This is a genomic window from Rhodococcus sp. P3_B8 (assembly GCF_056402775.1).
In genome coordinates, this window is the sequence record NZ_JBFUGT010000181.1 from 1 (window position 1) to 12,743 (window position 12,743).

At 67.2% G+C, this 12,743-nt stretch carries 12 protein-coding genes; 3 read left to right on the forward strand and 9 right to left on the reverse strand.

What is annotated here, in order from left to right; translation table 11 throughout:
- On the forward strand, positions 1–1,311 hold a 1,311-nt coding region (locus AC1D1G_RS31845), incomplete at its 5' end, for an IS110 family RNA-guided transposase (RefSeq protein WP_477955188.1).
- A 242-nt stretch (positions 1,312–1,553) separates the two neighbouring features.
- On the opposite strand, the gene AC1D1G_RS31850 is transcribed toward AC1D1G_RS31845, so the two are convergent.
- Both AC1D1G_RS31850 and AC1D1G_RS31855 read right to left on the reverse strand, forming a co-directional pair.
- The gene (locus AC1D1G_RS31850; protein WP_477955189.1) at positions 1,554–2,426 is read right to left on the reverse strand and encodes an LLM class F420-dependent oxidoreductase; all 873 of its coding nucleotides are present in this window, start codon (positions 2,424–2,426) and stop codon (positions 1,554–1,556) included.
- 53 nt (positions 2,427–2,479) lie between these two features.
- Positions 2,480–3,382, reverse strand: coding sequence for an Lrp/AsnC family transcriptional regulator (locus AC1D1G_RS31855; RefSeq protein ID WP_477955191.1), 903 nt, complete (start codon positions 3,380–3,382; stop codon positions 2,480–2,482).
- Positions 3,383–3,604: 222 nt separating this feature from the next.
- Between AC1D1G_RS31855 and AC1D1G_RS31860 the strand changes: the two genes are divergently transcribed.
- Positions 3,605–5,323, forward strand: coding sequence for an amidohydrolase (locus tag AC1D1G_RS31860; protein WP_477955192.1), 1,719 nt, complete (start codon positions 3,605–3,607; stop codon positions 5,321–5,323).
- Positions 5,320–6,663 (forward strand): MFS transporter, encoded by a 1,344-nt coding sequence (locus AC1D1G_RS31865; RefSeq protein WP_477955194.1) that lies wholly within the window; start codon positions 5,320–5,322, stop codon positions 6,661–6,663. Before AC1D1G_RS31860 ends, AC1D1G_RS31865 begins: the two co-directional genes overlap by 4 nt.
- 56 nt (positions 6,664–6,719) lie before the next feature.
- Here AC1D1G_RS31865 and AC1D1G_RS31870 read toward each other — a convergent pair whose 3' ends face one another.
- The 7 genes from AC1D1G_RS31870 to AC1D1G_RS31900 all read right to left on the reverse strand — a co-directional run.
- A complete protein-coding gene (locus tag AC1D1G_RS31870; RefSeq protein ID WP_283354793.1) occupies positions 6,720–7,763 on the reverse strand; it encodes a patatin-like phospholipase family protein in 1,044 nt (347 codons plus the stop codon).
- 34 nt (positions 7,764–7,797) lie between these two features.
- Positions 7,798–8,115: a DUF2469 domain-containing protein gene (locus AC1D1G_RS31875; RefSeq protein ID WP_005240496.1), complete on the reverse strand. Its 318-nt coding sequence runs from the start codon at positions 8,113–8,115 to the stop codon at positions 7,798–7,800.
- 37 nt (positions 8,116–8,152) lie between these two features.
- A complete protein-coding gene (locus AC1D1G_RS31880) occupies positions 8,153–8,833 on the reverse strand; it encodes a ribonuclease HII (protein ID WP_105413024.1) in 681 nt (226 codons plus the stop codon).
- Positions 8,830–9,612: a signal peptidase I gene (gene lepB / locus AC1D1G_RS31885; protein WP_280781782.1), complete on the reverse strand. Its 783-nt coding sequence runs from the start codon at positions 9,610–9,612 to the stop codon at positions 8,830–8,832. Before lepB ends, AC1D1G_RS31880 begins: the two co-directional genes overlap by 4 nt.
- Before the next feature lie 81 nt (positions 9,613–9,693).
- The gene (gene rplS / locus AC1D1G_RS31890; RefSeq protein WP_005240490.1) at positions 9,694–10,035 is read right to left on the reverse strand and encodes a 50S ribosomal protein L19; all 342 of its coding nucleotides are present in this window, start codon (positions 10,033–10,035) and stop codon (positions 9,694–9,696) included.
- A 93-nt stretch (positions 10,036–10,128) separates the two neighbouring features.
- Positions 10,129–11,034: a hypothetical protein gene (locus AC1D1G_RS31895; RefSeq protein ID WP_280781781.1), complete on the reverse strand. Its 906-nt coding sequence runs from the start codon at positions 11,032–11,034 to the stop codon at positions 10,129–10,131.
- 72 nt (positions 11,035–11,106) lie between these two features.
- Positions 11,107–12,743 (reverse strand): helix-hairpin-helix domain-containing protein (locus AC1D1G_RS31900; protein ID WP_477955196.1); only part of this gene is annotated, 1,637 nt, incomplete at its 5' end.

The following is a 12,743-nucleotide window of genomic DNA, read 5'->3' on the forward strand; positions in this document are numbered from 1 at the left end:
TGGACACGGCTGGCCGAGCTGGAACGGTTGTGGGAGGACTTGGACCTGCCCGATCCGGCCGAGCTGACCGTGGTGGTCGAGCCGACCCGGAACGCGTGGATCGTGTTGGCGGAGTGGTTCCGTCGCCACGGTGCATGCGTGGTGATGGTCCCGACCACCCAGCCGGCCGACCTGCGTAAGTACTACTCCAAGCACACCAAGAACGACCGGATCGACTCCGAATTGCTCGCCCGACTGCCCTTGCTGCACCCTGAAGCCCTGCGGGAGTACTCCGGGCAGGGGCCCGCCGACTCGCTGCGACGACTGGTCAAGCAGCGCTCCACGATGGTCAAGCGCCGGGTCGCGGTCTATGCCCGGCTCGATGCGTTGGTCGAGTTGTTCGGGCCGGCGTGGTACGCGGTACTCGGGTCCAACTACGGAATCGCGGCGCTCGAGTTCCTTGCCCGGTATGCCGATCCGCATGCCGTGATCCGGTTAGGCCGAGCGCGGCTGACCAGGTTCCTGATCGCCCGGTCCCGCGGTGCGTGGCGCGACGATCACGCCGCCGGGCTCATCACCGCGACCCGAGAGACCCTCGCCCTGTGGGGCACCAGCGACGGGTCTGACGGGATGGACTTCGCCGAGCTCGCTGAGGACATCGCCCACGAAGTCGAACAGGCACTGTTCCTGACCCGTCAGATCAAGCAGATCGACGAGCGAGTCGCGAACCTCTACGCCGACGCCGACCCGGCCGGCATCGTTGCCTCTGCTCCCGGCGTGGGGGCGGTGATTAGCGCGGTCATCGCTGGACGGATCGGCGACCCGCACCGGTTCACGTCCCTGACCGCGATCCGCGCGTACACCGGTCTGGTTCCCAAGGTCAGCCAGTCCGGGGTGAGCAAGGTCGAGTCCTCGATTACCAAGGCCGGGGATCCGCTGTTGCGTGAGATGCTGTGCACCGCTGCCGACCAGGCCCGCAGGGTCGATCCCCAGTTCGCGGCGAAGTACCAGCGGTTGATGGTCGGCGACCGGCACCACGAGTCTGCGATCTGTCATCTGGCCACCCATTTGGTCACCCGGATCGCCGCCTGTATGCGTGCCGGCCAGCCGTACGCCTTGCGGGACGTCGACGGCACGCCGATCACCGAGGCCGAGGGCCGGGCGATCGTCACGGCGCGCTACAAGATCGACCCGCGGCGGCGCGAAAACGTCCGATACCAGCGGATGCGTGAGCGCCGCAAGCAGGCGGCGGGCCAGGAGTCCCAGGAGTCGCGATGCGCTCCAACAGCCCAGCCCGCCAAGACCAAGCCTACGAGCCGCCATGTGGCTTGACCTGCGCTAGGAACTCAGATAACGCTCGATCCACGCCACCGGAGAACCGCGCCAACCGATCCCGCCACACCACCCGCGCCTCTCGCACCGCTGTCCCCGCCCCGGATTCCAGGAAGATTCGCTCGAAGTGGGCGAACGAATTGGGCTGTGCATGAAGTGTACGTTGTGGACAACTCGGCACCTTGCAGGAAGTGTTCACTCCAAAGGCCCAGGACAGGCCGGTCAAGCCTGCAACTGAACGGTCAGCCGACAGCGGGCATCCATCGGCGCGCGAGAGACGCCACCCAGTCGGCGGCCGCAACGGGTTCGTCGGGTGGCGACTCGACGAGGACGAGTTCGTCGACTCCCGCATCGGCCAGCGCCTCGACGTCGGAGGGCTCCACTTCCCGCAGGGCGACGGCGAGACGCAACTCCGCGACGTCGCGCCCCGCGTCCCGGCACAGTGCGTGGATCGTCCGGATCCGTTCGGTGACGGCGTCGACGCCGTCCAGGTTGAACCCGTACCAGCCGTCGCCCCACGCCGCGACCCGGCGGAGCGCGGCGTCGCTGTTGCCCCCGAGCACGACCGGAATCCGGCGATCGCGCACGGGTTTCGGATTGACCCGCACCGAGTCGACACGGACGAACTCACCCTCGAACGTCGCGATGTCGTCACGCCACAGCGTGCGCATCGCCGCGACGTATTCGGCGGCGCGCTCGCCACGGCCCTCGAACGGAATGCCGAGCGCAGCGAATTCTTCCCTGGACCAGCCGATGCCGACGCCGAGCGTCAGCCGGCCACCACTCATCAGATCCAACGTGGCCGCCTGCTTGGCCATGAGGACGGGATTGTGTTCGGGCAGCAGCAACACACCGGTGGCGACACCGATCGTGTGGGTGGCAGCGGCGGCGAAGCTCAGCCCGATCATCGGGTCGAGCCAATCCGCGACGGCGGGGACCGCGATCCGGCCGTCGTCCGCGTAGGGATACCGCGACTCCGACCGGTCCACCATCACGACGTGCTCGCCGGCCCACAGCGTGGCGAATCCGCTGTTCTCGGCGGCAACCGCGACCGAGTCGATCACCGCGCGACGAGCGCCGGTACCGATCCCGAGTGCGTGCAACCCGAGGCGCATCGGCCGATCGTCTCACAGTTGCCCGGTCGACGTGGCTCACTTCCGGGACGCTCCTATCCGCGGACGTCGAGGCTGCGGGCGTAGTGCTCCTTGAACACCTCGAGGTGCGTCCAGGACTCCAAGGCCATCACACCGTCGATCGTCCGGATGTGCTCGGAGAGGGAGTAGAGGTCACCCGACGAATCAGCGGCGACCGTGCCGATCAAGTCGAATCTGCCGAGTGTCCGCGCCAGGAACTCGATACCCGGCAGGGCCTCGATCTGCGCGCCCGCCTCCCGGTCCCGCGATCCGAGGCTGACGCCGATGCCCATGGCAAGGGTTCTGCCGCCGCCGCGGCGCCTCACGACAGCTCCGACGCGCAACGCGGTGCTGTCGATCAGATGGTTCACTCGATTCCGCGCCGCACTGGGCGAGAGCCCGGTGCGTTCGGCCAGTTCCAGAAACGGCATCCGCCCGTTCCTCTCCAGCAACTCGATGAGCGCGACATCTTTCGCGTCCAGTCGAACATCGGCACGTAATGCGCTCTTGGGCATGAAGATTCCCTTGATGACATCGGCGTAGTACAGCGTGTTGACGGTGCGGACGCCGGGTTCCGCACGGATCGCGGCGATGGCGTCGTAGAGGTCCTGCTGACTGGGGACGCGCAGTTCGGCGATGATGTTGTACTGCCCGCTCACGGCGGAAATGTAGACGGCCGCCTCCGACGCGCAGAGCGCCTCGGCCACGGGACCCACCGGCCCCGACACGGCGACGGACACGTGAGCCATCGCCTTGAGGCCCAGCAACTCGGGATGGGCGACGGCAACAACGCTCACCGTGCCGGTGTCGAGCAGCGTCTGCACGCGCGTGGACACCGCGGCGCGGGGTGCGCCCACGGTCGCGGCGAGCTCCCGATAGGTCGCGCGACCATTCGACTGCAACTCCGCGATGAGCTTGGAATCCAGTTCGATACTCATGATGCCCCGAGATTTCTCGATTTCTTTCTGCACTCTTGACGGAGAAGAAGAATCGCACACATCACCAGATTCTGCGAATCAGTGCGAATTTGCTCGGCGTGCTGAACATATTCGCCGTAGACCGCTCGGTCCGGAACTTTGATGTATTGCGCAGCCGCTGGTCAGGGCGTAATTTTCCCTCCCAGTCGGACGTGACCCACACCACCATCTCGAAGGATCTCCATGCGCAAGCTGTTTCACCACGAGGCGTCCCCCCTCGACGCCACCGCCACAGTCTTCACCGGTGGCACGCTCCGCACCGTGGACGCAGAGACCGAGGGCGCCGAGGCCTTCCTCGTCTTCGGCAATCGGTTCGCCGCGGTCGGCACCGTTGCGGAATGTCGTGAGGAAGCGCGGAGGATCGGCACCCGGACGACGGACGTCATCGATCTCGCCGGGGCGACCGTCGTACCCGGGTTCGTCGATCCGCACGCCCACCCCCTGATGTACGGCCAGATGCTCAGCTGGGTGGACTGCGGTCCCGAGAAGGCGCGCACCATTCCCGAGATCGTTGCGCTGCTGCAGGAGGCAGCGGGGAATCAGCCTGCCGGGATCCCGGTGCGCGGGTACGGCTACGAGCACCGCAACCTCGTCGAGGGCCGTCATCCCACGAAGGAGGAACTCGATCAGGTCGGTACCGACCGCGAGGTGTACCTGATGAACGCCAGCGGTCACGGCGGCGTTGTCAACACGTTCACCCTCGAACTCCACGGCGTCACCCGCGACACCGCGAATCCGCCCGGCGGCGAGTTCTTCCGCGACGCGGACGGCGAGCTGACCGGCGAACTGTCCGATGCCGCCTGCAACATCCTCACCGGTGTGAACGGCGTCAAGGTCGGTCATCACGGCCCGAATTTTCACCTCGAGGACGAACCCGAGGAGCATCTGCGACAGCTCTCCGTGGCGCAGGAGAAGTTCCTCGAGGGCGGCGTGACCACGATCGGCGACTGCCAGGTGACGCGGCGCGAGTTCGACATGTACCTGCGCCTGGCGGAGCAGGGCCGGCTCGAGACCCGGGTCAGCATGTACCTGCTCAGCCACCTGCTCGATCACGCGCTCGACACCGGGCTGCACGGTGCGTTCGGCAACTCACGTCTCGCGTTCGGCGGGATCAAGTTCTACGCCGACGGCACTCTCGGCGGTTGGACCGCCTACTTCCCTGATGGGTACGTGGGYGACCCGTGCCGGACCGGGCAGCTCTATCACGAGCCCGCCGACTATGCGGCGCTGATCGCGAAGGCACACACCGTCGGCCTGCAGACCGCGACGCATGCGCAGTCGCCGACCGCCATCGACATGGTCCTCGACGCGATCGAGGCCGCGCAGAAGGCGCATCCCGACGCCGATGCCCGTCATCGCATCGAGCACTGCGGGTTGCCGACCCCCGAGCAGATCACGCGGATGCACGCACTCGGGGTGTACCCCGTCAACCAGCCGCAGCACTACTACAACTGGGGCGAGGGCGTGACCGCGGCCATCGGCACGCCGGGTGAGCGTTTCAATCCCCTCGGGGAATTCGTCGAAGCCGGCGTGCCGGTCACGATCAGTTCCGACGCACCCGTCGCCGAGCCCAAACCACTCGAGGCGATCCAGGCCGCCGTCACCCGCATCACCCGGCAGGGACATCAGCTCGGCTCGAACGCGTTGCGGCTGACCGCTGCCCAGGCGCTCACCGCGCACACGCTGAACGGGGCCCGCGCGCTCGGAAGGGAATCCGAACTCGGCAGCATCTCCCCCGGCAAGCGCGCCGATTTCGTGGTCCTCGGCTCCGACCCTCTCACCGTCGACCCGCACAAAATTGCCGACATCGAGGTTCGTGAAACGTGGATCGACGGCGAATTGGCGCATTCCACCCGCAGCGACCTATTCTCGACCATTGCAACCACCGAGGATCAGTCATGAGTCACGACACCCAGATCGCCAAGGCCCGCAGGGCGGGTTTCGCGGCCTTCGTCGGCACCACCATCGAGTGGTACGACTTCTACGTGTACGCCACGGCGGCGGCCCTGGTGTTCGGTGAGATCTTCTTCCCCTCCGACACCGACCGCCTGACCGGCATCGCCGCCGCGTTCGCCACCTACGCGGTGGGCTTCTTCGCCCGCCCGCTCGGCGGCGTCGTCTTCGGACATGTCGGCGACCGGGTCGGCCGGCGGACGGCGCTCGTCGTGACGCTCACCCTGATGGGCGCGGGCACGTTCCTGATCGGCGCCCTGCCGACGTACGCGCAGATCGGGTTCTGGGCGCCGCTGCTGCTCGTGATGCTGCGCTTCGTGCAGGGCTTCGCGGTGGGCGGCGAATGGGGTGGCGCCGTGCTGATGGCGGTCGAACACGCGCCCGAGGACAAGAAGACGTTCTACGGCGGATTCGCACAGCTGGGTAACCCCGCAGGCGCGCTGCTCGCCACCGGGTTCTTCAGTGTCCTCTCGACCTTCGGCGACGACGCCCTGCGGGACTGGGCGTGGCGGCTGCCGTTCCTGTGCTCGGCGCTGCTGATCGGCGTGGGTCTGCTGGTGCGACTGAAGGTGGAGGAATCTCCCGTCTTCGAGTCCGAGGTGCAGACGGCGACCGAACCCGAAGCGCTGCCGCTGAAGTACGCCATCGTCACCAACTGGCGCCCGATCCTGCTCGGCATGGGCATCCTGCCCGTCGCGGTGGGTGGCTACTACCTCGTGACAACGTTCATCACGGCGTACGCCACCGACCCGGACGTCGGGCTGTCCGAGACACTCGTCCTCAACGCGCTCAGCGTGGCCGCGGTGGTGGAATTGATCGCCACGCTCGGGGTGGCGTGGCTCGGCGACAAGGTCGGCCGGATCCGCGTGGTGATCTACGGACTGCTGGCCGTCGCGGTGCTCGCCGCACCACAGTTCCTGGTCCTCAAATCCGGGTCGGTGATCCTGATCTTCCTGACCTTCGCCGTCATGCGGCTCGTCCTGGCCGCGACGTACGGCCCGATCGCGGCGGTGCTGTCGCAGATGTTCCGGCCGCAGGCCCGGTACACCAGCATCTCCCTCGCCTACCAGGGCGCGGGCGCGATCTTCGGTGGGCTGTCCCCGTTGGTGTCCACGCTCATGTTCCAGGCAACCGGCAGTGTGTGGCCGGTGATCGGCCTCCTGATCGGAATGTGCGCGGTCAGCATTCTCTGCCTGCTCGTGGCGCCGCAGCACGTCGATCACGTCGACGGCGAGTCCGACGAATCGGTGGGCGACCTGGGCGCCGCCCGGGCTCCGGCCTCGAGCTGACATCCCCGCGACGGGAAGGGCCGGTGGTGCGTGTGCAGCACCGGCCCTTCCACCTGTCAGGTGGGCTCGCCGTCCGAATCTGCCGGAGACACAGCGGCTGCCGGCGAGACGAGACCGGCGTCGTCGAGCGCACGCCCGGTGAGAACCCGACCCAGTTCGATCATCTCGGCGGCACGATGGAAGTCGAGACTGCGGCACGCGTTCCGGGGCACCCGAACGTGCACGTCCGGTGGATACGCGGCGAGCTGATAGCGAGCCAACGTCGCCTGCATCACGTCGAGCGAACGGTTCATCACCGCGAACCGGCTGAACTTCGGGACGGCCACGGCGTCGCCCTCGACCACGGTCTGATCGCCGATCACCTGGCCGTCCTGCTCGTCCGACGGATCCGGGTCGGTCTGCGCAGCGCCGAACCGCCCCACGACCGACCGCACGATGTCCAGGTCACGCAGCTGCGCGGCGCTCCGGCGGAAGCGCGCCACCCATTCGTCCACCGGCCGCGAATCGGCGCTGACGTTCTCCGGTGACAGCGAGCGCCCGTCCCGATCCTCGGCGCTCAGGCTGATTCCGACGGTCAGGTCGGCGCTCACGGAGACGAGCGGCGCCATCGGCAAAGGGTCGAGCACCCCACCGTCGGCGAGGACTCGGCCGTTGAGCACATACGGCGTGATGACGCCGGGGATGGCGATCGACGCACGGATCGCCGCGTCGACGGGCCCTCGCTGGAACCACACCGACCGGCCCGCAGCGAGATCGGTGGCCACGGCCGTATACGGAATCGGAAGGTCTTCGATGCGGATCTCGCCGAGTATCTCCCTGACCCGTTGCAGGATCTTCTCGGCGTGGATGGCTCCGGGTGCGGACACCGACAGGTCGAGAAGACGCACGACGTCGAGCTGGGTCAGGCCGATCGCCCACCGGGTGAAGTCGTCGAGCTTGCCCGCTGCGTGGAGTCCACCCACCAGGGCACCCATCGACGAGCCTGCGACACCGACGATCTCGAATCCGCGCTCCTCGAGTACCTGGATCGCTCCGATGTGGGCGTATCCCCGCGCACCGCCGCTACCCAGAGCCAGCGCGACGCGCCTCGGTCCGGTCATCGGATGATCGTACGCGGACGAGAACTCCGGATCGTCAGGACAGACCGTTGTCGGGGAGCCGCAGGTCCGGCTTGTCGAGCTCCTCGATGTTCACGTCCTTGAACGTGATGACGCGGACATACTTCACGAAACGCGCGGGGCGGTACATGTCCCACACCCACGCATCGGACATCCGCAGCTCGAAGTAAATCTCTCCGTCCGCGTTGTGCGGCAGCAACTCCACCGAGTTGGCCAGATAGAACCGGCGCTCCGTCTCCACGACATAGGAGAACTGACCGACGATGTCCCGGTACTCGCGGTAGAGCGACAGCTCCATCTCGGTTTCGTACTTCTCGAGATCCTCGGCACTCATCGGTCTCGGAGTCCTCCTGCTCTGGTGTGAATTGTCATCATCTCGCACTTCCGGAACTGTTATCCACTCGGTGTATCAGCGCGGCGACGTTCGACCACGAGCGGCGGTGCTCCGGGCACGGGCCCAGCTTCTCGAGAGCCGCCAGGTGCGCGGGCGTGTTGTACCCCTTGTGGATCGCGAAACCGTAACCGGGATGTGTCTCGTCCATCGCGACCATCACCCGGTCACGAGAGACCTTGGCCAGCACGCTCGCCGCCGCGATGCATGCCGCCGCGGCGTCGCCGCCGATCACCGGCAGCGACGGGGCCGGCAGGCCCGGGACGCGGAAGCCGTCGGTGAGAACGTAACCCGGGGTGGTCGAGAGCCCGGCGACGGCACGTCGCATGCCCTCGATGTTGGCTACGTGCACACCCATCCGGTCGACTTCCTCGGCCGGAAAAGATACGACGCTCCACGCCACCGCGAGCCGGGTGATGGCCGGGAACAGCTCTTCACGCGTGCGTTCGGTGAGCTTCTTCGAATCGTCGAGGCGCGCCAGCGCCGGATACGGCTTCGGCGCGAGCACGCAGGCCGCCACGACGAGCGGCCCCGCACACGCGCCCCGGCCTGCCTCGTCGACACCGGCCACCGGCCCGAGGCCGCTACGGACCAGGGCCGACTCCATTGTCCGCAGACCGGACGACCTGCGAATGACGGTGCGTGGAGGCCAGGAAGTCACTTGCCCTGGATATCGGGTGAACTGATCGTGCCCATCCGCGACGGCGGCAACGCGATGAAGACGGCCTTACCGATCACGTTGTCGAGCGGGATGGTGCCTTGCATGTCGTCGCCCACGTGGTACCGCGAGTCCGCGGAGTTGCTGCGATTGTCGCCCATCACCCACAGGTGCCCGTCGGGCACGGTGACCGGACCGAAGCAGCGCGCCGACTTCAGTGCCGTGTCGCAGGCCTGGGAGCCGGGGACGAACGGGAAATCCATGACGACGTAGGGCTCGTCGAGCGGCTTGCCGTCGACCAGGATCCGGCCCTGGTCGTCGCAGCATTCGACGGTCTGACCGCCGGTGGCGATCACACGCTTGACGAGGTCGTTCTCGTCCGGGGGGACGAGTCCGACGAGGGAACCGAGTTCCTGCGCACCGCGGATCACCACGTTGGAGGACCGGGTGGAGACGAAATCCTGTGACCACGAATCGGGGCCGCGGAACACGATGACGTCACCCGGTTGCGCTTCACCGAAGCGGTAACCGATCTTCTCGACCACGATGCGGTCGCCGGTGCAGCCCGCGCACCCGTGCAGCGTCGGTTCCATCGATTCGGACGGAATGAGATACACCCGGGCGACGAACGTCTGCAACAGGAAACTCAGAACGAGCGCGACCAGAATCAGGATCGGCAACTCGCGGAGGAAGGAGCGGGGCTTCTTCTCGGGCTCCGCCGTTCCGCCGTTCACGGCGGAGGTGGCGGCCGAATCGCCGGTGGTCTCGGATTCCGACGACAATGCCCGCTCCTTCGAAGAATCTGTCACGAAATCAGATTAGCCCGGCACTGCGAGTACGCAGTGCCGGGCTCATCGGAAAGGTCAGCGCTTTTCCTTGATCTTGGCGGCCTTGCCACGCAGATCGCGGAGGTAGTACAGCTTGGCGCGACGGACGTCACCGCGGGTGACGACCTCGATCTGCGCCAGGTTGGGGCTGTGTACCGGGAAGGTGCGCTCGACGCCGACACCGAAGGAGACCTTGCGGACGGTGAAGGTCTCGCGGACGCCGCCGCCCTGACGGCGGATCACGACGCCCTTGAAGACCTGCACGCGCTCCTTCGAGCCTTCGATGACCTTGACGTGCACGTTGAGGGTGTCGCCGGGACGGAACTCGGGAATGTCGTCGCGGAGGGACTTCTTGTCCAGGAAATCGAGAGTGTTCATCGGTGTTCCATCCTTGCGTTTCGCAGGAGCAGAGGAACCGAGCGGCACCCAGACGTTCGAAGAACACCGGTGCTCGTCTGGTTCGTGCCCAGATCAAGTACTGCTGCCTGGTCCAGGCAACCCGTCCATTGTGCCAGACGCCACCGGGTGAAGAGAAATCGGYGGCGGCGCCGCGTGCACCACGTGGTCGAGTTCGACCTCCGCCGCCACCCTGGCATGCTCCGCGGCTTCCTTCACGTGTACCGCGCTGGGAGTTCCCGCGATGAAGTCCTGCACGAAGATCTTGGCGCGGATGACCGGCCGACGCCACTTCCGCTCCCGTTCGAGTGCGCGGAGCATCCGCTTCGGCTTGGAGGTGTAGCGCCACCGGGCCCACGGTGCGCTCGGCCGGCTCAATCGGAGCGCCCCGATCAGCAGGATCGGAAAGATGAACAGGCCGAGCAACCCCGTCCAGATCTTGCCCTTCAGCAGCACCACCGCCGCGATGAGCAGGTTGATCACGGACGACAACCCGATTGCGACCCGCACCCACGGATCCGGCGAGTCCCGGAAGTCGGTGACGTTGATCAGTTCGAGCGGCCGGAGTCCGAGCAGCAGCAGACCCGTCACCGCGATCGCCACGAACACGGCATCGACCGACGTCCGGCCCTCATCCGCCCAGTACACGTCCTGCAGGTAGAAGATCAGCGCGAACTCGTCCAGCACCAGCGCGGCGCCGATCCCGAAGAACGTGGCGAGGACGGCGCCGGTGGTCTGGGTGCCGTCCTCGTACACGGCGATGAGGGACACTCCCGACACGAGCATCGTCACGACGCCGAACACCACGTGGTGGACGTGATGCCCACCGGGTTTCACGTTGCCCGGCCACCACGACACCTCGGCGCGGATCATCCGCACGCTCAACCGGATGAACAGGAACGCCGCGAGAAACCCGAGCAGGAAAAAGAGCAGAGGCAGGCGCCCGTGCCCGACGATTTCCCGATCCAGCCATTCGTACATCGGCATCCACTATCCCAGTAAAGAACTGGTCACTCCATCGAAAAGTGGTGGCTCGTGTCGGGATGGTGACCTCTACTTGCCGAACCCCGCCTTCCGCAGCGCGTCGGCCATCGAACCGCCGGGCGCCGGGCGGGAGTCACGCCCGCGATCGCGTCCACCCTGCTGCTGCGGCTTGCCGCCGCGCCGATCCTGCGGCTGCCCGCCGCCCCGCCGGTCCTGCCGCTGYGCGCCTCCGCCGCGGGGACCGTCGTTCTTGCGGCCGGCCCCGACCTCGTCGTCGAGCCGCAGTGTCAGGCCGATGCGCTGACGCGCCTCGTCCACCTCGAGGACCTTCACCTTCACGACGTCACCCGACTTGACGACGTCCCGCGGGTCCTTGACGAAGTTGTGGGACATCGCGGACACGTGAACGAGGCCGTCCTGGTGAACGCCGATGTCGACGAACGCGCCGAACGCCGCAACGTTGGTGACGACGCCCTCGAGCGTCATCCCCGGCTTCAGGTGCGACACCTTCTCGATGCCGGCGGCGAACGTGGCCGTCTTGAACTCCGGGCGGGGGTCGCGGCCGGGCTTCTCGAGTTCGCCGATGATGTCGGTGACCGTGGGCAGACCGAACCGGTCGTCGACGAAGTCCGCCGGGTTCAGGCTGCGGAGCGCGGACGTGTTGCCGATGATCTCGCGCACGCCGGTGCCGCTGGCGCCGACGATCTTGCGCACCACCGGGTAGGCCTCGGGGTGGACGCTGGACGCGTCGAGGGGGTCGTCCCCGTTGGGGATGCGCAGGAAGCCGGCGCACTGTTCGAACGCCTTCGGACCGAGCCGCGCGACGTCCTTGAGTCCCTTGCGGCTGCGGAACGGGCCGTTCTGGTCCCGGTGCGCGACGATGCTCTCTGCGAGCGAACCGGCGATACCGGACACGCGGGACAGCAGCGGCACCGACGCGGTGTTCACGTCGACGCCGACCGCGTTCACCGCGTCCTCGACGACGGCACCGAGCGACCGCGCGAGCAGCGTCTCCGACACATCGTGCTGGTACTGCCCGACGCCGATCGACTTCGGGTCGATCTTCACCAGTTCGGCGAGGGGGTCCTGCAGACGTCGCGCGATGGAGACTGCTCCGCGGATCGATACGTCGAGGTCGGGCAGCTCCGCCGAGGCGTACGCGGACGCCGAGTACACGGACGCGCCGGCCTCGGACACCACGATCTTCGTCAGGTTGGTGGCACCCGACTTGGCGATCAGCTCGGTCGCGAGCGCATCCGTCTCGCGGGAGGCGGTGCCGTTCCCGATGGCGATGAGTTCCACGCCGTGTTTGGCGACGAGACCGGCGAGAGTGGCCAGGGAGGCGTCCCACTTGTTCTGGGGCTGATGCGGATAGATCGTGTCGTGGGCCACGACCTTGCCGGTGGCGTCCACGACCGCGACTTTCGTCCCGGTCCGGAAGCCGGGGTCGAGGCCCATCGTGGCGCGGGTACCGGCAGGCGCTGCCAGCAGCAGGTCGCGCAGGTTGTTGGCGAACACGTCGACGGCGTCCTTCTCCGCCGACTGCCGCAGGCGCATCCGGGTGTCGATGCCCAGCGTGACGATCATCTTGGTGCGCCACGCCCACCGCACGGTGTCGAGCAGCCACCGGTCGGCGGGCCTGCCGCGGTCGGCGATGCCGAACCGGCCGGCGATCCGGCCCTCGTAGACGGTCGGCTCGCCGGGGA

Excerpts from the sequence above, each read along its gene's own strand:
- AC1D1G_RS31850 (WP_477955189.1), bottom strand. The coding sequence starts at position 2,426 with ATGCGCCTCGGGTTGCACGCACTCGGGATCGGTACCGGCGCTCGTCGC.
- AC1D1G_RS31855 (WP_477955191.1), bottom strand. The coding sequence starts at position 3,382 with ATGAGTATCGAACTGGATTCCAAGCTCATCGCGGAGTTGCAGTCGAAT.
- AC1D1G_RS31865 (WP_477955194.1), top strand. The coding sequence starts at position 5,320 with ATGAGTCACGACACCCAGATCGCCAAGGCCCGCAGGGCGGGTTTCGCG.
- AC1D1G_RS31870 (WP_283354793.1), bottom strand. The coding sequence starts at position 7,763 with ATGACCGGACCGAGGCGCGTCGCGCTGGCTCTGGGTAGCGGCGGTGCG.
- AC1D1G_RS31875 (WP_005240496.1), bottom strand. The coding sequence starts at position 8,115 with ATGAGTGCCGAGGATCTCGAGAAGTACGAAACCGAGATGGAGCTGTCG.
- rplS (WP_005240490.1), bottom strand. The coding sequence starts at position 10,035 with ATGAACACTCTCGATTTCCTGGACAAGAAGTCCCTCCGCGACGACATT.